Raw genomic sequence first — 21,297 nt, forward strand, 5'->3', positions numbered from 1 at the left:
GCTGACTACAGCATCGCGGATATTCAATGTTGAACCGCTTTGTGAAAAAACGTCGTTAACCACCGCTCCTGATTTTAAATTCAGAGTCGAGCCCTGCCCGAGTAAGTAATAGTTTGCCGCTGTTGGCTGGTTGACATCCACGATCTGTCCAGGCAATACCCGAATCGTTTCGGGCGGTAAGTCCAATATCCCTTCCGCCAGCGCCGGCGCCATGACTGACATGCCACATAGCACACCGACGACCGACCAACCATCTACGTTATTTCCGGATTTCTTTTTACTACGTCTCACGATGAATACCCCCGACAAATGACGGGGGGCAGATTGCGTGTTGGCCAGGGTCAACACGCAATCCAAAGAGATCAGGACCTACGACACAAGCATTCAAATGAGTGTCGTATTTTTCCTACAGAAAAACACCAACAACAACAGACAAAACTAGTAACAGTGAACTTATGAAAGCCGAAGACGTTAATTTTATTTTTGCAGTCAGTCCGAACTTCTCCACCACAGACAACGGATGCAATCAGGTAGGAAACTTCCGAAGTTAGAAACACCCCTCCCCTTATTAGAAAAAATATTTATGACCACCTATTGACAGACACCCCACACTATTATTAGTTGAAATTGTGATCGAGAGCTAAGTAGCGGCCTACGCAAAGAAAGTCAGGATATCGGTCGAATCTAAATTTTTCGACCAATGCTCAACCGCCTTACATCACCTAGCACAACCCATATCTTTACGACAAGGAATAACTGATGATTGATTCAACTACTGAAAAAAACACCCGTGGCCTGGCTGCCCCTATCATTCCGCAAGCGGATGCAACAGACGGCCTGCTGACGCTGGAAGCATTACAACTGCCGGTCACATTAAACTTCCCCCTGTGGGACGATTCGATGCCGACAGATTACAACCAACTCCTTGTAAACGGGCTGCCCACTGGAGACATTAAAAAAGTAGCCGACGATCAACCTGGAGACATTGTTTCTCTTGAAATCCCCCCAGTGCTACTCATGAGCGACAGTGTATACGCCATTGGCTACAGGGCTTCGGTTCTGGACGGCCTATCTGCCGACTCTCCTTCTATCCCCATGATCGTCGACCGAAGTGCCCCTGGCGGACGCCTGATAGCCCCTCTGATCTTCGATAACGACCTTCAAATGCTGAAATCTGATGCCCTGAAGGCAAATGGTAATTCGTTGACTGCCAGGCTCCCCGGCTACTTCGACGCAAAATGGGGCGATGTAGTGCGCACCTATTGGGGTGAGCAGGCTGGACCGGAATATACCCTGACCACCGAAGATCCGGGCAGTGATCACATTGAATTTACCTTCGGCAGTCAATTCATTGACCTACTGGCAGACGGTGAAGCTTCTGTAACCTACACCATCACAGACAGGGCGGGTAATTTGTCTATGGTTTCGCAGCCCGTCGTTCTGCGCTATCCGCCGTGCAAAGAGCAAGAGTCGGTGCACGTTCCGATCAAGTTGTGCATCAGCCTTTGTCAGAGCAACTGCTGCACTTCGCCAAACTGAAAATCCAAACGACCGATGCCTGAGATTTTCGCTTCACACGATATCTCACAAACAGTTTAAAACACATCAATAGAAACATGCTCGTCGTGCTTTTTATTACTGCAACACGCCCACTCTGATATCAAAGCGCGGGACAACTTTAACATTACAGGCAGTTCGATCGAACTTGCATACGGCTGCCTGCCCATAAGGAAATAACATCATGTGCAACTCACATAAACGCTCTCTTGTTACTCGACGCGTCTGCATTCGCAACCGGGATCTGATTGCACCTACGGTGCCGCTGGCCGACCCGATTGATGGTTTGCTGACACTGGAAGATCTGCAATTACCCATCGATCTCAGCTTTGTCGCCTGGAGTGATTCAGTCCGCGGCAACGAATACCAATTACTCTGGAACGGCGACCTTGTTGGCGCTACCAAGACCATCGTTGATGAAGTGCCTGGAGATCCTCTGACACTTACCATCCCGGCAGATCTGCTAATCAACGACGGTATCAATCGCGTTGGCTACGAAGCCAGGATTCCGTTGGGGCCAACCACCCCGTCGCCGGAAGTTCCCGTCATCGTCGACCGAACCGCACCCGGTGGCAGCCTGGTCGCAGCCATGATTTTTCCGTCCGAGGTCAATGACGGCAACCTCACCTCCGACGAGCTCTCCTCGCTGGGTGATGTGCTGATCGCTGAAGTGCCCGGTTATACCGGCATGGCCTGGGGTGACCATATCCGCACCTTCTGGGGCGGCACTACCGGCCCGGCACATACCGTGACCGAGGAAGAGGTCACCAACAAGCGGGTGATGATCAGTTTTACCCGCGCATTCCTGGAAAGCCTGGGCGACATCACCCAACCGGTGTATTTCAATGTCACCGACCGTGCCGGAAACAAGTCGATTGACTCACAACCACGCACCTTCAGCCTGTTTCTGAAGGAGGTTCCGGCCGATTACCCGGCACCGCTATGCCAGCAGGCTGACGACGGCCTGATCGACGATGCCGATGCCCGCGCCACTGTGGCGGTGGATATTCCACGCTATCCAACCCCGCAGATTGGCGACGCGATCACTCTGTACTGGGGCAGCGAAGCACTGCCGCAAGCCGCACTGGAGGCCGGTGACGAAACCGGCAACCCGGTGCTGACCTTCAATGTGCGTTATCCGGCCATCAAGCGCGCTGGCGACGGTGAAGTCGCACTGCGCTATGAAGTGCGTCGCAACAATGTGCTGGTGGGCCGCTCACTGGAACTGGATGTCAACGTCAATCTGGAGCTGCCAGGTCCGCAGGATCCGGATCCGGAAACGCCTGAAAACGAAGCGCTGGCATTGCCGATCATTCGTGGTACCAGCGGCAATATCGACAATCAGGATAACGTGATCGACGAGGATGACTTCCTGCTGGAAGCCAATGCGGTCATTGGCTGGAAAGACGCATTCGTGATCAGTGACGTGATCAGCCTGTATTGGGGTTCACAAGCCACACCGGTCACTCACACCATTCGCTCGACCGACCTGAACAAGGATCTGCTGCTGATCGTTCCGAATGCGTTGATGGTCGCTGAAGGTACCGGCGACATGATCAAGGTGCATTACACCGTGACCCACGCCGGCAACCCGAACACCTCTCGCTCGGCGAAGCAGAACGTCATCGTGCGCTCTACGGGTGATCTGCCGGGTGGCGCTGACGGCCTGCAAAAACCTGTGTTCACACAGGCCAATATCTACAACACGATCAACGCTACCAACAGCCCAGACGGAACTCCAATCTTCGTAGCGCCCTATGAAAACGCCGAGAAGTATCGAAGCGTGACCATGGTCTTTCGTGGCTACAACCGGGCAAACGGCAGTACACCAGTGCCTGGAGCCGGTTTTGAAATTACCCACACGCTGGAAGGCGACCAACTCACTGAGGGCTTCAACTTCAGAGCTACCAATCAGCAGCTACGCCTGATTTGCGAAGGGCGTGCGGAAGCCTACTACCGAGTTGAAGGGCCTAACGGCCCGGTTAACTCAACCACGACAGATGTCATTGTCAACATGATCAAACCTGGCTCCGGCTGCTAACCCCATAAAAGGCGAGCCCCAGGGCTCGCCTACTCAATATTCAGATAATGGATGACCTGAACTCATGACGATTAAACAAGAATTCCTGCTGCCGCCTCCGATCATGCAAAACCTGCACGATCCCAGTGGGGTCGGTTATGCGGATACCGTCGACCCACAAGTGCCGCTGCAAGTACGCGTCGGCCCCTACGTGACCATCGCTGCTGGCGATATCATCGATCTGTACTGCGACAATCAACGAGCATTGCAGTACACAGTTCGCCCTGAAGACCTCACCCCAGAGACCCCGTCATTTGTGGTGCTGCCTCTTGATCAGCGGTTTGTTCGCCCTTCAGCCATCAAACTTCATTACGTGGTGACCAATCCGAGGGGCGAACAAAGCACCCCCTCCCACCCCACCACCGTCCCGGTCAAGCTCACCCTCCCCGGCGGCGTCGACACCAACCCAGCCACCCCTTACGAGAACGAGCGTCTGGCCCTGCCGAAGATCTTTCCGGAGGGCATCATCACCTCGCCAGACGGCGTCAGCGTGGAGATCGAGCCGTACCTGAACATGTTCGTCGGCGATCGGATCACGCTGTCGTGGAACGGCCTGTTCGTACGCACCACCATCACCGAGCAAAGCCAGGTCGGGCAGAAGGTGGTGATTGCCGTACCGCGTGAGATCGTCGAGGAAGCCGGCGACACCAACAAGCTGGAGGTGCGTTACGAGATCCGCGACATCGTCAACAATTGGTCGCGCTGGTCGCTGCCGGCGTATACCGAGGTGGAGGCCGGAGGTTCCGCACTCCCTGCATCGATCACGCCGCAGGCGCCGGCGATGGAGCTGGATCTGGATGCGCTGGCCGGTGCCGATGTGCAGGTGCTGGTGATCGCTCATCCGCAGATTCAGCGCGGTGACGAGCTGGTGCTGCTGGTCGAACGCACCACTGCCGAGGGTCTGGCGCTGGAGACTTACACCGCCAGCAGCGTGATCAACGCACAGGTCAGTTTTACCGAATTTCAGGTGCCGAATGCGCAGTTCCAGCCGCTTGCCCAGGGCCGTGCCCGTCTGCGTTATCGCGTGGTCAAGCCGTCGGGGGAAACCCTGCGCTCGCGCAGCCTGCAACTGAAAATCGTCGGCCAGACGATGAGCCTGCTGCCGCCGCGTGTACCGGTCGCCGAGCAGAACGGCAACGTCCTCGACCCGGCCTCGCGCAATGTGATCGCCAAGGTGCCGCCGTACTACTTCATGGCGCAGGGCAACACCGTCACGCTGCAGTGGCTGGGCAAGACCGCCAGCGGTGCCAATGTGATGCATGAAGAGTCGAAGGTGCTGGCCAGCGGTGATGTGGGCAGTGACGTTGACTTCGTCATTCCGGACGGCAAAGTCTCGGTGCTGGCCGGCGGTTCGGTCGAGCTGTATTACACCGTGGTGACCGAGGGCGGCGCGTTCTTCCGCTCGCCGTCGCTCAACTTGCCGGTCAGCGGCGCTCAGCACGGACCGTTGCCGCTGCCGCTGATTGTGGAAGCACAGAACGATGTGCTCGACCCGGAGAACACCCGCAACGGTGCTACCGTGCAGATCGGCGCCAGTGCAGAGTTGCAGGCGAACGAGCGGCTTGAAGTGTTCTGGAACGGCCCGAACGGCAGCGATGGCAAGGAGAAGATCATCACCGCCAGCGAGGCCGGCAAAGCGCTGACGGTGGTATTTGCCAGCGCGCTGGTGGACGTCAACGTCGGCGAGCGGGTCTCGGTGTTTTATCGTGCCACCCGACTGGACGGACAGGTGCAGACGTCCGCAACCTACTCGGTCGAAGTCAGCACCAGCCGTCTGGACCTGCCGGCTCCGACCATGGACGGTGTCGGGCCGGATGGCGTGTTTGACCTGACCAGCCTGGAGGGGGGCTACGTTCCGCCCGGCGGAAAAGAAATCGGCGTTCAGGTCAATTACCCGGACATGCAGGCTGGCGATGTGGTGAAAATCATCTGGACAGGCAAGACGCAGTTCGTTTCGCCCGAACAGACCGTGACCGCCATCCGCCCACTGGCCTTCACGCTGAACGAAAACGTGATCCGCGCCAGCCTGGACAGTCAGGCCGTTCTGACTTATCAGGTTCTGCGTGCCGGCAAGATGCAAGGGTCCGCCCCCCTCTTCGTCACCGTAATCCGCAGCACCACGGATCTGGAAATCGCCACCTCACCTGCATTTTTGCCAGGAAAGGTCTATCTGGTGCCGTCGAACCCGAGCGCATTGCCCAACTTCCCGGCCGGGACGATTTTTACGCGCCCAGCCAGCGGCGGCACCAAGCCTTACGTCTACAGTTCCAGCAATCCGGGTGTGGCCCACGTCAATGAATGGGGCGAAGTCACCTCTCGCGGCAATGGCTCGGCGACCATCACCGTGCGCGACGCCGGTGGTCAGACGCGCTCCTACAGCGTCACGGTCAGCGGCGTGGTCCAGTGTCAGCGGATGGTGCCGAACAAGTACGACGAGGTCGCCGCCGACGCCGCCCGCAATAACATGCGCCTGCCGACGCTTGCCGAGTTGCGGGAGATCCACGCCATGTATGCCGGCCGCTGGCCGCTGGACAACAACTACGTGTGGTCGCAGATCGGCACCCGTGACGGGCGATCTTTGGGCTTGTGCAATCCGCTTACCGGTTGGTGCCCCATTCCGGGCCCTGGCGATCTTCGCAAGTGCCAGGTGAAAAATCTGGTCAACGGCGCCGAGGCGAATGTCTTCGTGAAAGACCGCTACCCTGGCGTGGGTATTCGCTGATCGGGCTCAGGCTTTTCTTTCTCGGCCGAGCAGGTGGTTTGCCACGCATTGCGCGGCATCCTGCAGGCAGGCCGAGTCACTGATACCCGCCGCTTTCAACGGTTTGAGATCGTGGTTGGCGGTGGGGATCCAGTGCACCTCGATGCGGTCGGACAGGCGATAGCCTTCCACTGCTTCGCGGTTGCCCAGGGCATCGCGCTCGCCCTGAACGATCAGGGTCGGCGTGCGCAGTTCGGCCAGGTGCGCGACCCGCGGTTTTTCCGGTTTGCCGGTGGCGTAGAACGGATAGCCCAGGCAGATCAGCGCGTCGACCTGCACGTCATCGGCGATCAGGCTGGCCATGCGCCCCCCCATGGATTTGCCGCCGATGGCCAGAACGCCCGTCACTTGCGATCGCACGCTCGCGTACACCTCATGCCAGCACTCCAGCAATTTCGCCTGCGGGTTGGGCGGACGCTTGCCGCCGTCGATGCGGCGCTGGGCCATGTAGGGAAATTCAAAACGCAGCACCCCCACGCCCAACGCGGCCAGACGTTCGGCGATGTCGTTCATGAACGCGCTGTCCATGGGTGCTCCTGCACCGTGGGCGAGCAGCAGGGTCGTTGAGGCGGGTTGTGTCGGTGTTGGTGCGTTCCACAGCCAGCCACGGGCTTGCGCCAGCTGCGCACAGTGATCGGCGTCAATACGTGCCGGGGTTTTGCTGTTCATGGTGGCGTTGTCTCGATGCGGTGCGGGAAAGGTTGGGGATTATGCCAGCGATAGACGTTGTAAAACCCGCGCACTCGGTGGTGTCTGATGTGTTGCTGATCTGCTAACGCAGCCTTGTTTCGCCTCCGGCACATTGCGCGGCCCCTTGTAGGAGCGTGGCTTGCCCGCGATCGGCGACGCAGTCGTCGCAAAACCTGTGCACTCGGTTTGTCTGATGTATTGCTGGTCTGCTAACGCAGCCTTGTTTCGCCTCACGGCGAGTTACGCGGTCAAATGTAGGAGCTGGCTTGCCCTGCGATCGGCGACGCAGTCGTCGCAAAACCTGTGCACTCGGTTTGTCTGATGTATTGCTGGTCTGCTAACGCAGCCTTGTTTCGCCTGGCGGCGAGTTACTTGGAAAAGCCCCAAGTAACCAAGGGCTCTTTACCCCGCCATACGGTGCCTCGCTAATGCTCGGCATACCCGCACTCCGGCAATGCTCCGTGGGCACGCCGCGAATGGGCCATCCATGGCCCACGCGGCTCTCGCGGCATCCATGCCGCTCGGCGCCACTGCGCATCGCCTGCGTTCGGCCTTCTGGGACGGGGCCCCAAGATCAAAATCTCGCCGAGGCGACCGACCGGTCGACCTGGCTCTGGATGAACGCGTGCTGTCTTCCGGGCCACGGATATCTGTGGGAGCGGGCTCGCCCGCGAAGGCGTCCCTGAGATCGCCACCGCCGGCAAGCCGGACTGCTACGGGTCGGTGGATGCCGTCCGCTTTTGATTTTGGCCGAAGGCCGTGGGAGGGATCCGAGTTTGCGAGGGTCGCGAAAGCGGTGTGTCAGACGAAGACCTTTCGCGACCGTCCTGACGTCCGATCCCTCCCACGGGATTTTGTGGTGTCTGGCGAGTTTCAGCACGCCCCCCCCCGTAGCAGTCCGGCTTGCCGGCGGTGGCGATCTTGAGGACACCTTCGCGGGCGAGCCCGCTCCCACAGGGAATTTGTGTTACGCCGGCTTTTGATCTGGCTTTTGATGTTGGGGCCCCGTTCCAGAAGGCCGAACGCAGGCGATGTGGAGTGGGTTGAGCGGCATGGATGCCGCGAGAGCCGCGTGGGCCATGGATGGCCCATTCGCGGCGTGCCCACGGAGCATTGCCGAAGTGAGGGGACACCGAGCATTAGCGAGGTGCCGTATGGCGGGGTGAGAAGCCCTTGGTTACTTGGGGCTTTTCCAAGTAACTCGCCGTCAGGCGAAACGAAGCTGCGTTAGCAGCTAAAGCGTCAGACCAGACACACCGAGTGCACAGGTTTTACGACGACTGCGTCGCCGCTCGCAGGACAAGCCAGCTCCTACAAGGTCCGCGTAACGTACCGGAGGCGAAACAGGGCTGCGTTAGCAGCCACAGCGGTCAGCCAGATAAACCGAGTGCGCAGGTTTTACGACGACTGCGTCGCCGCTCGCAGGGCAAGCCAGCGCCTACAAGGGTTCGCGTGTCACCTCCCACAAGCCCCACCATGAAGATGCCCTCACAAGACAGCCACCGTTCAGCTCCACGCCTTTACGCTGCCCAGGCACATCGGAAACAGACACCGACGGCATGGGCGCCCCAACCCGCACACAACCGGGCGGATCCATCGACGGTACAGACGTTTACCTCCGGCGCCGGTCGATCAACCGCGACGATCTCCGGCTTCACTCGCCAGCTCGGGCCAAATATTTGGGCAGTGAAAAAGTGCAATTGTCGACGACTTTTGTATACATCATTTCGTACTACTGTCCCACCTCCCAAAGTCGTAAAACCGGCTACGGGAGCGGTTCAGCAGACACGGAAAAACGCCTGTCGCCGCCCTCCTGAAAGAGCGGCGACGGCTCTCCCCTGCGCCGCGACAAAGTGTCACGATAGTTGCGCTGCCCTCTTCCATCCGTCGTCGATCACGTCTAAGCTTGCCCGCACAGTGGTCCGGCGAGAGCTGGCCACAGGCCAAGTGAAAGGATTGTGCACGGCATTCCGACCCTCTTGCAGACCGACCTACAGCGTCGTCACCCGCAGGGTTGTATACATTTTTCCCATCATTCAAGCCCACGCCCCACTCGACCTGTTTCCCCGTCCCCCGGCCCACTTCGGCCAGCCTGCGACGTGCTCCGCCGCACGCCGGTCTGCCGCAAATTCCGCATCTACCGTTTCTGTGCACCGCGTCACGCGCCCATTGCGTGGCAAAGGGTCTACGCTTACCCGGTGTTGCGGCCTATACCACACTAATAAATACCCAAACCGTGGAACCTTAGAATGAGCACAGCAATCAGTCCGACTGCTTATAACTATAAGGTGGTCCGCCAGTTCGCCATCATGACGGTGGTCTGGGGGATCGTTGGCATGGGGCTCGGTGTCTTCATCGCCTCACAACTGGTGTGGCCCGACCTGAACTTCGGTCTCCCGTGGACCACGTTCGGACGCCTGCGCCCGTTGCACACCAACCTTGTGATCTTCGCCTTTGGCGGGTGCGCCCTGATGGCCACCTCCTACTATGTGGTGCAGCGTACCTGCCAGACCCGGCTGATCTCCGACAGCATGGCCGCCTTCCACTTCTGGGGATGGCAGGCGGTGATCATCGGCGCGATCATCACCCTGCCGCTGGGTTACACCACCACCAAGGAATACGCCGAACTGGAATGGCCGCTGGCGATCCTGCTGGCCGTCGTCTGGGTCACCTACGCGGCGGTGTTCTTCGGCACCATCGTCAAGCGCAAGACCAAGCACATCTATGTCGGCAACTGGTTCTACGGCGCGTTCATCGTGGTCACGGCGATGCTGCACATCGTCAACCACATGTCGCTGCCGGTGAGCTGGTTCAAGTCCTACTCGGCCTACTCCGGCGCCACGGACGCAATGATCCAGTGGTGGTATGGGCACAACGCCGTAGGATTTTTCCTCACCACCGGCTTTCTCGGCATGATGTATTACTTCGTGCCGAAGCAGGCCGAACGGCCGATATATTCCTATCGCCTGTCCATCGTCCACTTCTGGGCGCTGATCACCCTGTACATCTGGGCCGGCCCTCACCACCTGCACTACACCGCGCTGCCGGACTGGGCGCAGTCGCTGGGCATGGTGATGTCGATCATCCTGCTGGCACCGAGCTGGGGCGGCATGATCAACGGCATGATGACCCTCTCCGGGGCCTGGCATAAGTTGCGCACCGACCCGATCCTGCGCTTCCTCGTGGTCTCGCTGGCGTTCTACGGCATGTCGACCTTCGAAGGGCCGATGATGGCGATCAAGACCGTCAACTCGCTCTCCCACTACACCGACTGGACCATCGGCCACGTACACGCCGGTGCGCTGGGCTGGGTGGCGATGATTTCCATCGGCGCCGTGTACCACATGATCCCGCGCCTGTTCGGCCGCCCGCAGATGCACAGCATCGGCCTGATCAACGCGCACTTCTGGCTGGCGACCATCGGTACCGTGCTGTACATCGCCTCGATGTGGGTCAACGGCATCACCCAGGGCCTGATGTGGCGCGCCATCAACGACGACGGCACCCTCACCTACTCGTTCGTCGAAGCGCTGCAGGCCAGCCATCCGGGTTACATCGTGCGCGCCCTTGGCGGTGCGTTCTTCGCCAGCGGCATGTTGTTCATGGCCTATAACGTCTGGCGCACCGTGCGTGCGTCGACCGCAGAAGAAGCCGAAGCCGCCGCCGAGATCGCTGTCGTGGGAGCCCACTGATGATCAAGCACGAATCACTCGAAAAGAACATCGGCCTGCTGTCGATCTTCATGGTCATCGCCGTTGCGGTCGGTGGCCTGACCCAGATCGTCCCGCTGTTCTTCCAGGACGTCACCAACAAGCCGGTCGAAGGCATGAAACCGCGCCCTGCGCTGGAGCTGGAAGGCCGCGACGTGTTCATCGCCAACGGCTGTGTCGGCTGTCACTCGCAGATGATCCGGCCGTTCCGCGCCGAAACCGAACGCTACGGCCATTACTCGGTGGCCGGCGAAAGCGTCTGGGATCACCCGTTCCTGTGGGGCTCCAAGCGCACCGGTCCGGACCTGGCGCGAGTCGGCGGGCGCTACTCCGATGACTGGCACCGCGCGCATTTGTACAACCCGCGCAACGTGGTGCCGGAATCGATCATGCCGGCCTACCCGTTCCTGGTCGAAAACAAGCTCGACGGCAAGAACACCGGGCGCAAGATGGAAGTCCTGCGCAACCTTGGCGTGCCTTACACCGACGAAGACATCGCCGGGGCCGGCGCCGCCGTCAAGGGCAAGACCGAAATGGACGCACTGGTGGCCTACCTGCAAGGCCTGGGCACCATCATCAAGAGCAAACGGTGATCAGCATGGATATCGGGATGATTCGAGGCCTGGGTACCGTGGTCGTGATGGTGGCCTTCATCGGTCTGGCACTGTGGGTGTTCAGCCCCAGGCGCAAGGCTGAGTTCGACGACGCGACGATGCTGCCTTTTGCCGACGACCCCGAGGCCATCAAGCACCTCGAGAAAGCTTCCGGGAGCAACAAAGAATGACTACATTTTGGAGTCTGTACGTCACCGTACTCTCGCTGGGTACGATCTTCTGCCTGACCTGGCTGCTGCTGGCGACCCGCAAGGGCCAGCGCAGCGACACCACCGAAGAGACCGTCGGTCACTCGTTCGACGGCATCGAGGAGTACGACAACCCGCTGCCGAAGTGGTGGTTCATGCTGTTTGTCGGCACCATCATTTTTGCCCTGGGCTATCTGGCGCTGTATCCGGGCCTGGGTAACTGGAAAGGCCTGTTGCCGGGTTACGACTACGTCGACAACGACAAGAAGATCGCCTTCTCCAACGGCCAGCCGGGCTGGACCGGCGTTCACGAATGGGAGAAGGAAATGGCCCGTTCGGACGCGCGTTTCGGGCCGATCTTCGCCAAATTCGCAGCCATGCCGATCGAAGACGTCGCCAAGGATCCGCAGGCCCTGAAAATGGGTGGACGGCTGTTCGCCTCCAACTGTTCGGTGTGCCACGGTTCCGACGCCAAGGGCGCCTACGGCTTTCCCAACCTGACCGACGACGACTGGCGTTGGGGCGGCGAGCCGAACACCATCAAGACCACCATCATGGGCGGCCGCCACGCGGTGATGCCGGCCTGGGGTGAAGTGGTCGGCGATCAGGGCGTGCGCGATGTCGCGGCGTTCGTGCTGACCCAACTGGACGGTCGCAAGCTGCCGGAAGACGCCAAGGCCGACCCGGTGGCCGGGCAGAAGATCTTCGCTGCCAACTGCGTCGCCTGCCACGGTCCGGAAGGCAAAGGCACCGCCGCCATGGGCGCGCCGAACCTGACCCACCCGAACGCGTTCATCTACGGCTCCAGCTTCGCGCAGCTGCAACAGACCATCCGCTATGGCCGTCAGGGCCAGATGCCGGCACAGGAACTGCTGCAGGGCAACGACAAGGTGCACCTGCTGGCCGCTTATGTGTACAGCCTGTCCCATGGCAACAAGGGGCCGGAGGCTGAATAGACCGAAACCCTGTGTAGGAGTGAGCTTGCTCGCGATGACAACGTGTCAGTCACCATCGAGGCGTCTGACATGACGCTATCGTCCGGATGCGGCCCAGACCAAGCTCACTCCTACAAAAGAAATTGTGTGCACTATCCAGATACCGCACCTCCCCCGCTTTTTAACGATTAACCCCCTGTTGGTACACGTCGCAACCCGCGCACGTGTCACTCACCTCAACAGGAAAATGGAACATGAACAAATGGATGTCATTACTGGGCTCGCTGAGCCTGTCTCTGGCGAGCGCCGCGACGCATGCCACGGACGTACCCTTTATCGACGCTGCCGAGCGCTCACAGCTGGTGTTCGCCTCAGATCCCCAGTACCCGTGGACCGACTTCAATGACGATGACCGCACCGTTTCAGATAGCGACAACCAGAAACGCGCTCGCGAATTGCTCGATGAGCAGTACCGCAGCATTGCCGATATACGCAAGCACAGGTCCTTTCATCACATCCCCGTAATGATAAATGGTGATATGACCGCCTTTGGTCACGGCTGGCAACGCGATCATCTGTACTCCGTTCTGGATCAACATTTGAACGGTGATTATTACTTCGGGCTGGGCAATCATGATTACCAGAACAACGTCAACGATTGCGCCGGTGACGGCTGCGCACGTGACAGCATATTCGATCTGAGAAAACGGATGAAAGATCGCGTGGACAACATGGACCTGCGCACCGAGACCGAGGGGATCGAGTTCCACTGGAAAGGCAGCCTCTCATACACTAAACGCATCGAAGATGTAGTGCTCGTCCAGTTAAACAATGAACCGACGTACCAGACCAGTTTCTGGTCCAATCGATACACCTTCAACATCACACCCTCGCTTGAATGGCTCGATGCACGCCTCAAAGAGGCTCGTGAAAAGAACCTGATCATCATCGTCAACCTGCACAAACCCGATGACTGGATGGGTACCCGCGAAGAGCTGCAACGGTTCAGAAACATGATGGAGAAGTACCAGGTATCAGCGGTGTTTGCCGGACACCTGCACAAGTCGGCCGGGCGCTACAACTTTGCCGATCAGTTTGCTGACGTGCCGGTGTTTCTCAGCGGTTCAGCCTCGCAGCGCAGTTGGCTGATCGTGGATGTGGATCGTAATTCCGGACATTTGAAAGTGAACAAAGTCAGCAACAATGACTGGAAGAACGCTGAATTGATTGCCGAGATCCCCCTGCCCAAGCGGCAGTGACCACGTCATGGCCGACAGACTCTGATCCAGATCAATCGGCGGGCACTGCGCGTGCCTCGCCGATGACCGCAGGTGACGGCCATCGACTAGAGTTCAGGGGTATCATGTGTGGCGTGACAACAACTCAATGACCCCGGTCGGCACGTACTGACCGAGGCATTTTTCCACTGCCGTGGGACGCGATGATGAGCCAGCAGATTCCGGTACACAATGTCACGCCACCGCCGAAAAAGGACGGTGACACCATTGATCTCTATGCCTCGCGGGAAAAGATCTATACCCGTGCCTTCACCGGTCTGTTTCGCAACCTGCGGATCGGCGGTGGCATCGTGCTGTTTCTCCTCTACTTCGGCACGGTCTGGCTCGACTGGGGTGGCCATCAGGCGGTCTGGTGGAACCTGCCGGAGCGCAAGTTCTATATCTTCGGGGCGACGTTCTGGCCGCAGGATTTCATCCTGCTCTCCGGCATCCTGATCGTCGCCGCCTTCGGCCTGTTCTTCATTACCGTGTTCGCCGGCCGCGTGTGGTGCGGTTACACCTGCCCGCAGAGCGTGTGGACGTGGATTTTCATGTGGTGCGAGAAAGTCACCGAAGGCGACCGCAACCAGCGCATGAAGCTGGACAAGGCGCCGATGAGTGCCAACAAGTTCGCCCGCAAGTCCGCCAAGCACGGGCTGTGGCTGCTGATCGGGCTGGTCACCGGCCTGACCTTCGTCGGCTACTTCTCGCCGATCCGTGAACTGGCCGTGGACTTCTTCACAGGGCAAGCCGACGGCTGGTCGTATTTCTGGGTCGGTTTCTTCACCCTCGCCACCTACGGCAACGCCGGCTGGCTGCGCGAGCAGGTGTGCATCTACATGTGCCCGTACGCGCGCTTCCAGAGCGTGATGTTCGACAAGGACACCCTGATCGTTTCCTACGACCCGCGCCGTGGCGAAAAACGCGGCCCGCGCAAGAAAGAGCTGGACTACAAGACCCAGGGCCTGGGCGACTGCATCGACTGCACCATGTGCGTCCAGGTCTGCCCTACCGGCATCGACATCCGCGATGGCCTGCAGATCGAGTGCATCGGCTGCGCGGCCTGCATCGACGCCTGCGACACCATCATGGACAAGATGAACTACCCGCGCGGGCTGATCAGCTACACCACCGAACACAACCTGTCCGGGCAGACCACCCACAAATTCCGTCCGCGGCTGATCGGCTATGCCGTGGTGCTGCTGGTGATGATCGGCGTGCTCACCGGTGCGTTCTTCATGCGTTCGCTGGTCGGTTTCGACGTCAGCAAGGACCGTGTGCTGTACCGCGAAAACGCCGAAGGCCGCGTCGAGAACGTCTACAGCCTGAAGATCATGAACAAGGATCAGGTCGACCACACCTACGTGCTCGACGCCACCGGCCTGCCGGACCTGAAGCTGCAGGGTCGGCGCGAGATCAAGGTCGCCGCCGGGGAAATCTTCACCATGCCGGTAGAACTGTCCGTTTCACCCGAGCAGTTGCCGTCGAGCACCAACGAGGTCAGATTCATCCTCAAGGACATCGAAAACAGCGGCACCGAAGTTCAAGCCAAGAGCCGATTCATCGGCCCACAAGTTCGTTGAGAGAAGTACGACATGATTGCAGTCACTGCCCAAAGCCCCTGGTACAAGCACCGTTGGCCGTGGATCATCATCGGCATGCTGGGCTGCTCGGTGGCCCTGACCGTGTCGATGGTGACCATCGCCGTGAGTCACCCGGACAACCTGGTCAACGACAATTATTACGAGGCCGGCAAGGGCATCAACCGCTCGCTGGACCGTGAACTGCTGGCACAGAACCTGAAACTGCGCGCCAGCGTGCATCTGGATGACATCACCGGCGAAGCCGACCTGCGCCTGAGCGGTGACAGCCGGCCAGAAACCCTGGTGCTGAGCCTGATTTCGCCGACCCAGCCGGAGAAAGACCGCAAGGTGGTGCTGGCCCGCAGCCCGTCCGAGGCCGGGCGCTATGTCGGCCAGTTGAACGACAAGGTCGAGGGGCGGCGTTTCGTCGAACTGCTGGGGGTCGAGAACGGCCAGACCTGGCGTCTGTTCGAAGAAGAGACCATCGCTCGTGACAAGGACCTGCTGCTCGGCGACGAGCCGATTCAGGGCGCGGAAAAGAAGTGACCCCGTGAACACGCCCGTTTCCTGCTACCACTGCGCCCTGCCCGTGCCAACGGGCAGCCGTTTCACCGCCGACGTGCTGGGTGCGACCCGCGAATTCTGCTGCCCCGGCTGCCAGGCCGTGGCTCAGGCCATCGTCGAAGGCGGCCTGCAGAGCTACTACCAGCACCGCAGCGAAGCCTCGACCAATCCGCAAAGCCTGCCTGCCGCGCTGCTCGACGAGCAGGCCCTGTACGACCGCCCGGACGTGCAGGCCGGTTTTGTCCGCCACGATCAGCAACAGGCCGAAACCACGCTGCTGATCGAAGGCATCAGTTGCGCTGCCTGCGGCTGGCTGATCGAGCGCCATCTGCGCACCCAGCCGGCTGTCGTCGAAGCCCGCCTGAACCTGTCCAACCATCGCCTGCACTTGCGCTGGGATGATCGCCAGTTGCCACTGAGCCAAGTGCTGAACGAGCTGCGCGGCATCGGTTATGCCGCCCATCCGTGGCATGCCGACAAGGCCAGCGAACAACTGGCCCGGGACAACCGCCGCAGCCTGCGGCAACTGGGCGTCGCCGGGTTGCTGTGGTTTCAGGCGATGATGGCGACCATGGCGACCTGGCCGGAATTCAGCATCGACTTGAGCCCCGAGTTGCACACCATCCTGCGCTGGGTGGCGATGTTTCTGACCACGCCCATCGTCTTCTACAGCTGCGCGCCGCTTTTCAAAGGCGCCCTGCGCGACCTGCGCACCCGCCAACTGACCATGGACGTGTCCGTGTCGCTGGCGATCGGCGCGGCCTATGTCGCCGGAATCTGGACCGCCATCACCGGCGTCGGCGAGTTGTATTTCGATGCGGTGGGCATGTTCGCCCTGTTTCTGCTGGCCGGTCGCTATCTGGAACGGCGTGCCCGCGAGCGCACGGCAGCCGCCACGGCGCAACTGGTCAATCTGCTGCCGGCGTCATGCCTGCGCCTGAGCGACGATGGGCAAAGCGAGCGCATTCTGCTCAGCGAGCTGCGCCTGAACGACCGCGTGCTGGTGCACCCCGGCGCGGTGATTCCGGCAGACGGTCGCATCGTCTCCGGGCAGTCGAGCATCGACGAATCGTTGCTGACCGGAGAATACCTGCCGCAACCACGCAGCACCGGCGAAGCCGTGACTGCCGGCACCCTGAACGTGGAAAGCGCGCTGACCGTGCAAGTGCTCGCCCTCGGCCATGACACACGCCTGTCGGCCATCGTCCGCCTGCTGGAGCGCGCGCAATCGGAGAAGCCGCGTCTGGCGCAAATGGCCGACCGCGCCGCGCAATGGTTCCTGCTGATTTCCCTGCTGGCGGCCGTAAGCATCGGTCTGGTCTGGTGGCAACTGGATGCCGACCGGGCGTTCTGGATCGTGCTGGCGATGCTGGTCGCCACCTGCCCTTGCGCACTGTCGCTGGCCACCCCCACCGCCCTGACCACCGCCACCGGCACCCTGCACGGTCTTGGCCTGCTGCTGACCCGCGGCCATGTGCTGGAAGGCTTGAACCAGATCGACACGGTGATCGTCGACAAGACAGGCACCCTCACCGAAGGACGCCTGCACCTGCGCGCGATCCGCTCGCTCGGCACGCTGAGCAGCGACTATTGCCTGTCGCTGGCGGCAGCGCTGGAAAGCCGGTCCGAACACCCGATTGCCCGCGCCTTCGGCCACACGCCGCTGGCCGCCGAGGCCGTGGTGGCGACACCCGGGTTGGGCTTGCAGGGTAGCGTCGCGGGACGTTCACTGCGCATCGGTCAGCCGGCGTTTGTCTGTGCCCTCAGTGGTTGCCCGGTGCCGAGCGTGCCGGACAACGCCGGGCAATGGCTGCTGCTCGGCGACGAGCAGGAAGCGCTGGCCTGGCTGGTGCTGGACGACCGCCTGCGCGATGACGCCGCCACCTTGATCGATGCCTGTCGCCAGCGTGGCTGGAAGACCTTGCTGCTGTCCGGCGACAGCTCGCCGATGGTCGCCAGCGTTGCCGCACAGCTGAAAATCGATGAAGCCCGTGGCAGCCTGCGCCCGGACGACAAGCTGGAGATTCTGCAGCAACTGCGTGCTCAAGGGCACAAGGTGCTGATGCTCGGCGACGGGGTCAACGATGTGCCGGTGCTGGCCGCCGCCGACATCAGTGTGGCCATGGGCTCGGCCACCGATCTGGCGAAGACCAGCGCCGACGCGGTGCTGCTGTCCAATCGCCTGCAAACCCTGGTGCAGGCGTTCGAAGTGGCGCGGCGCACTCGCCGCATCATCATCGAAAACCTGCTGTGGGCCGCGCTGTACAACGGCCTGATGTTGCCATTCGCCGCACTGGGCTGGATCACTCCGTTGTGGGCTGCTGCGGGGATGTCCGTCAGCTCGCTGGTGGTGGTGCTCAATGCGCTGCGCCTGACGCGCGCCGGCGGACCTGCTACGGTGCCGACAACGGTCGCCCATTCGCGCCCGTTGCCGGTTTGATGGTGGAGGCCCGATGCCCGCGCTTTATATTCTGATTCCCATCGCGTTGCTGATCGTGGCGGTGGCGATCTATGTGTTTTTCTGGGCGGTGGACAGCGGTCAGTACGACGATCTGGACAGCCCGGCACACAGCATTCTGTTCGATGATCAGGACCCGGATCATCAGGCGGGGGTGGCGCAAGCCTCAAAAAAATCTGCCCCCTCGCCCGCCGAACACAAACCCGATGAATGAGCAGGATGATGTGCAGTCTCTACCGGCCTCTTCGCGGGCAAGCCCGCTCCCACAGATACTGCGTATGGCACACCTGCCAAGGCTGAAAGACATCGCCTGTGGGGGCGGGCTTGCCCGCGAATGCGCCCGCAGGGACACCCTCAAAAGCGCTGGCGGATCCGATGCCTGAACTGCTCCCCCAACTCCTCTCCGCGCTGATCCTCGGCCTGCTCGGCGGCGGTCACTGCCTGGGCATGTGCGGTGGATTGATGGGCGCTCTGACCCTGGCGATCCCCAAGGAACAACGCGGCCAGCGCCTGCGCCTGTTGCTGGCTTACAACCTCGGTCGCGTAGCCAGTTACACTTGCGCCGGCTTGCTGATGGGCCTGGCCGGGCACGTCATCGCCGCCAGTCCCGGCGCGCTGGTGTTGCGGGTGATCGCTGCGCTGTTGCTGATCTGCATGGGCCTGTACCTGGCCGGCTGGTGGAGCGGCCTGACCCGCATCGAAAGTCTCGGGCGCGGGCTGTGGCGCTACCTGCAACCCTTCGCCAGCCGCCTGTTACCGGTGAAAAGCCTGCCGCGCGCGTTGCTGCTCGGCGCCATCTGGGGCTGGCTGCCGTGCGGGCTGGTCTATAGCACGCTGTTGTGGTCGGCCAGCCAAGGCAATGCACTGAACAGCGCGCTGCTGATGCTGGCGTTCGGCATCGGCACCTGGCCGGTGCTGATCGTCACAGGCCTTGCCGCCGAACGCAGCGTCGCCCTGCTGCGCCAGCGCGGCGTGCGAGTGGCGGGTGGTCTGCTGGTGATCCTGTTCGGCCTGTGGACACTGCCGGGACCGCATCAGCATTGGCTGATGGGGCATTGAACGGCCCGTAGGAGCGCGCTTGCCCGCGATGTGCCGGATCAGACACATCGAGGTTGTCGAGCGGACTGCAATCGCGAGCAAGCTCACTCCTACGAATCTCTGTGGGCCTTCTATTTTGAAGATAACCGTGACCTGTAGGAGTGAGCTTGCTCGCGATAAAGGGCAGTCGCCATCGTGGTGTCTGATTGGACGCATCGCGGGCAAGCGCGCTCCTACGGGGGGATTCCGTGTCTTGCCGACATCCGTCAGACAACGCCAAACCTGTGGGAGGGCTCCCTCCCACGGGTCATCAGTCTGGCCCGCAATCGTGTTATCAGGACAAAGGCCACCAGCAAAGGCTGCGTTTCAAGATTCATTGACCCAGATCAATATTCTCCACCCCGCCGCGCCCTAAACTGCTTCTACCGCCAGCCTTTTCGGGAACGCCCGCATGCTCGACGACCTTCGTTGGGACTCTGAACTCATTCATCGCTACGACCTGACAGGGCCGCGCTACACGTCCTACCCCACGGCGGTGCAATTTCACTCACAGGTTGGCGCCTTTGATCTGCTCCATGCCCTGCGCGACAGCCGCAAGGCCTTGCGCCCGCTGTCGCTGTATGTACACATCCCGTTCTGCGCCAACATCTGCTACTACTGCGCCTGCAACAAGGTGATCACCAAGGATCGCGGACGCGCCCAGGCCTACCTGCGGCGGCTGGAGCATGAAATCCAGATGACCGCCTGCCACCTTGATGAACGTCAACAGGTCGAGCAGCTGCATTTCGGTGGCGGCACGCCGACCTTCCTCAACCATGTGGAACTGCGCCAGTTGATGGGCCACCTGCGTCAGCACTTCAACCTGCTCGACGACGATTCCGGCGACTACGGCATCGAGATCGACCCGCGCGAAGCCGACTGGTCGACCATGGGCCTGCTGCGCGAGCTGGGCTTCAACCGGGTCAGCCTCGGTGTGCAAGACCTCGACCCACAGGTGCAGCGCGCCATCAACCGTCTGCAAAGCCTCGGCGAAACCCGCGACATCGTCGAAGCCGCGCGCACCCTGCAATTCCGTTCGCTGAACATCGACCTGATCTACGGCCTGCCGCTGCAAACCCCGGACAGCTTCGCGCGCACGGTGGAAGAAGTCATCGCCCTGCAACCCGATCGCCTGTCGGTGTTCAATTACGCCCACCTGCCCGAGCGCTTCATGCCGCAGCGGCGCATCGACAGCGCGCAGTTGCCCGCTGCCGAACTGAAACTGGCGATGCTGCAACGCACCATCGAACAACTGACCGGTGCCGGCTATCGCTACATCGGCATGGACCATTTCGCCCTGCCCGACGACGATCTTGCGGTCGCTCAGGAGGAAGGCACCCTGCAGCGCAATTTCCAGGGCTACACCACCCACGGCCACTGCGACCTGTTGGGGCTGGGCGTGTCGGCGATCAGCCAGGTGGGCGGCCTGTACACGCAGAACAGCAACGACCTGACCGACTACCAGAACCTGCTGGGCAGCGATCAACTGGCAACCAAACGCGGCCTGCAGTGCAACGCCGATGATCAGGTGCGGCGGGCAGTGATCCAGCAGTTGATCTGCCACTTCAGCCTCGATTTCGCCAGCATCGAAAGCCGCTTCGCCCTGCGCTTTCGCGACTACTTCGCCGAAGAATGGCCACGGTTGCTGGACATGGCCAGAGACGGGCTGATCCAGCTCGACATCAGCGGTATCCGCGTGACCGCGGCGGGGCGTCTGCTGGTGCGCTCGATCTGCATGGTCTTCGACGTGTACCTCAGCCTTCCGAACCGTCAGAAATTTTCCCGGGTGATCTGAGTGAACGG

General features: G+C 60.8%; 15 protein-coding genes. 14 read left to right on the forward strand and 1 reads right to left on the reverse strand.

Features of this window, described 5'->3' with window-relative positions:
* Positions 1-759: 759 nt before the first annotated feature.
* From ACIPL0_RS11595 to ACIPL0_RS11605, 3 genes are all read left to right on the forward strand, one after another.
* Positions 760-1,539: a hypothetical protein gene (locus ACIPL0_RS11595; protein WP_400600174.1), complete on the forward strand. Its 780-nt coding sequence runs from the start codon at positions 760-762 to the stop codon at positions 1,537-1,539.
* Between the two features lie 202 nt (positions 1,540-1,741).
* A complete protein-coding gene (locus ACIPL0_RS11600; RefSeq protein ID WP_400600175.1) occupies positions 1,742-3,598 on the forward strand; it encodes a hypothetical protein in 1,857 nt (618 codons plus the stop codon).
* A gap of 64 nt (positions 3,599-3,662) precedes the next feature.
* Positions 3,663-6,359 carry an Ig domain-containing protein gene (locus ACIPL0_RS11605; RefSeq protein WP_400600177.1) on the forward strand — a complete coding sequence of 899 codons (2,697 nt, stop codon included), beginning with the start codon at positions 3,663-3,665 and terminating at the stop codon, positions 6,357-6,359.
* Positions 6,360-6,365: 6 nt separating this feature from the next.
* On the opposite strand, the gene ACIPL0_RS11610 is transcribed toward ACIPL0_RS11605, so the two are convergent.
* Positions 6,366-7,067, reverse strand: a complete 702-nt coding sequence (locus tag ACIPL0_RS11610; protein WP_400600179.1) for an alpha/beta family hydrolase — start codon at positions 7,065-7,067, stop codon at positions 6,366-6,368.
* A gap of 2,270 nt (positions 7,068-9,337) precedes the next feature.
* Here ACIPL0_RS11610 and ccoN point away from each other — a divergent pair.
* The 11 genes from ccoN (at position 9,338) to hemN (ending at position 21,289) form a co-directional block, all read left to right on the forward strand.
* Positions 9,338-10,780 carry a cytochrome-c oxidase, cbb3-type subunit I gene (ccoN, locus tag ACIPL0_RS11615; RefSeq protein WP_400600181.1) on the forward strand — a complete coding sequence of 481 codons (1,443 nt, stop codon included), beginning with the start codon at positions 9,338-9,340 and terminating at the stop codon, positions 10,778-10,780.
* A complete protein-coding gene (gene ccoO / locus ACIPL0_RS11620; protein ID WP_400600183.1) occupies positions 10,780-11,391 on the forward strand; it encodes a cytochrome-c oxidase, cbb3-type subunit II in 612 nt (203 codons plus the stop codon). The genes ccoN and ccoO overlap by 1 nt, the downstream gene beginning before the upstream one ends.
* Positions 11,392-11,396: 5 nt before the next feature.
* On the forward strand, positions 11,397-11,582 hold the full coding sequence (locus ACIPL0_RS11625; RefSeq protein ID WP_400600244.1) for a cbb3-type cytochrome oxidase subunit 3: 186 nt from the start codon (positions 11,397-11,399) through the stop codon (positions 11,580-11,582).
* Positions 11,579-12,556 (forward strand): cytochrome-c oxidase, cbb3-type subunit III, encoded by a 978-nt coding sequence (gene ccoP / locus ACIPL0_RS11630; RefSeq protein WP_400600185.1) that lies wholly within the window; start codon positions 11,579-11,581, stop codon positions 12,554-12,556. Before ACIPL0_RS11625 ends, ccoP begins: the two co-directional genes overlap by 4 nt.
* A gap of 233 nt (positions 12,557-12,789) precedes the next feature.
* On the forward strand, positions 12,790-13,794 hold the full coding sequence (locus ACIPL0_RS11635) for a metallophosphoesterase family protein (RefSeq protein WP_400600187.1): 1,005 nt from the start codon (positions 12,790-12,792) through the stop codon (positions 13,792-13,794).
* A gap of 185 nt (positions 13,795-13,979) precedes the next feature.
* Positions 13,980-15,395 (forward strand): cytochrome c oxidase accessory protein CcoG, encoded by a 1,416-nt coding sequence (gene ccoG, locus ACIPL0_RS11640; protein WP_400600189.1) that lies wholly within the window; start codon positions 13,980-13,982, stop codon positions 15,393-15,395.
* A 12-nt stretch (positions 15,396-15,407) separates the two neighbouring features.
* Positions 15,408-15,941, forward strand: coding sequence for a FixH family protein (locus ACIPL0_RS11645; protein WP_400600191.1), 534 nt, complete (start codon positions 15,408-15,410; stop codon positions 15,939-15,941).
* Positions 15,942-15,945: 4 nt separating this feature from the next.
* Positions 15,946-18,399: a heavy metal translocating P-type ATPase gene (locus ACIPL0_RS11650; RefSeq protein ID WP_400600193.1), complete on the forward strand. Its 2,454-nt coding sequence runs from the start codon at positions 15,946-15,948 to the stop codon at positions 18,397-18,399.
* 13 nt (positions 18,400-18,412) lie between these two features.
* Entirely contained in the window at positions 18,413-18,631 is a 219-nt protein-coding gene (gene ccoS / locus ACIPL0_RS11655) for a cbb3-type cytochrome oxidase assembly protein CcoS (protein ID WP_400600194.1), read from the forward strand.
* A gap of 161 nt (positions 18,632-18,792) precedes the next feature.
* Complete coding sequence (locus ACIPL0_RS11660) at positions 18,793-19,476, forward strand: sulfite exporter TauE/SafE family protein (protein WP_400600196.1); 684 nt, start codon at positions 18,793-18,795, stop codon at positions 19,474-19,476.
* A 430-nt stretch (positions 19,477-19,906) separates the two neighbouring features.
* Entirely contained in the window at positions 19,907-21,289 is a 1,383-nt protein-coding gene (hemN, locus tag ACIPL0_RS11665; protein WP_400600198.1) for an oxygen-independent coproporphyrinogen III oxidase, read from the forward strand.
* Positions 21,290-21,297 lie beyond the last annotated feature (8 nt).

It is taken from the genome of Pseudomonas sp. NPDC090208 (assembly GCF_044746785.1).
GTDB lineage: Bacteria > Pseudomonadota > Gammaproteobacteria > Pseudomonadales > Pseudomonadaceae > Aquipseudomonas.

Excerpts from the sequence above, each read along its gene's own strand:
- ACIPL0_RS11645 (WP_400600191.1), top strand. The coding sequence starts at position 15,408 with ATGATTGCAGTCACTGCCCAAAGCCCCTGGTACAAGCACCGTTGGCCG.
- ccoO (WP_400600183.1), top strand. The coding sequence starts at position 10,780 with ATGATCAAGCACGAATCACTCGAAAAGAACATCGGCCTGCTGTCGATC.
- ACIPL0_RS11660 (WP_400600196.1), top strand. The coding sequence starts at position 18,793 with ATGCCTGAACTGCTCCCCCAACTCCTCTCCGCGCTGATCCTCGGCCTG.
- ccoG (WP_400600189.1), top strand. The coding sequence starts at position 13,980 with ATGAGCCAGCAGATTCCGGTACACAATGTCACGCCACCGCCGAAAAAG.
- ACIPL0_RS11605 (WP_400600177.1), top strand. The coding sequence starts at position 3,663 with ATGACGATTAAACAAGAATTCCTGCTGCCGCCTCCGATCATGCAAAAC.
- ccoN (WP_400600181.1), top strand. The coding sequence starts at position 9,338 with ATGAGCACAGCAATCAGTCCGACTGCTTATAACTATAAGGTGGTCCGC.
- ccoS (WP_400600194.1), top strand. The coding sequence starts at position 18,413 with ATGCCCGCGCTTTATATTCTGATTCCCATCGCGTTGCTGATCGTGGCG.
- ACIPL0_RS11610 (WP_400600179.1), bottom strand. The coding sequence starts at position 7,067 with ATGAACAGCAAAACCCCGGCACGTATTGACGCCGATCACTGTGCGCAG.
- ccoP (WP_400600185.1), top strand. The coding sequence starts at position 11,579 with ATGACTACATTTTGGAGTCTGTACGTCACCGTACTCTCGCTGGGTACG.
- ACIPL0_RS11625 (WP_400600244.1), top strand. The coding sequence starts at position 11,397 with ATGGATATCGGGATGATTCGAGGCCTGGGTACCGTGGTCGTGATGGTG.
- ACIPL0_RS11635 (WP_400600187.1), top strand. The coding sequence starts at position 12,790 with ATGAACAAATGGATGTCATTACTGGGCTCGCTGAGCCTGTCTCTGGCG.
- hemN (WP_400600198.1), top strand. The coding sequence starts at position 19,907 with ATGCTCGACGACCTTCGTTGGGACTCTGAACTCATTCATCGCTACGAC.
- ACIPL0_RS11595 (WP_400600174.1), top strand. The coding sequence starts at position 760 with ATGATTGATTCAACTACTGAAAAAAACACCCGTGGCCTGGCTGCCCCT.
- ACIPL0_RS11600 (WP_400600175.1), top strand. The coding sequence starts at position 1,742 with ATGTGCAACTCACATAAACGCTCTCTTGTTACTCGACGCGTCTGCATT.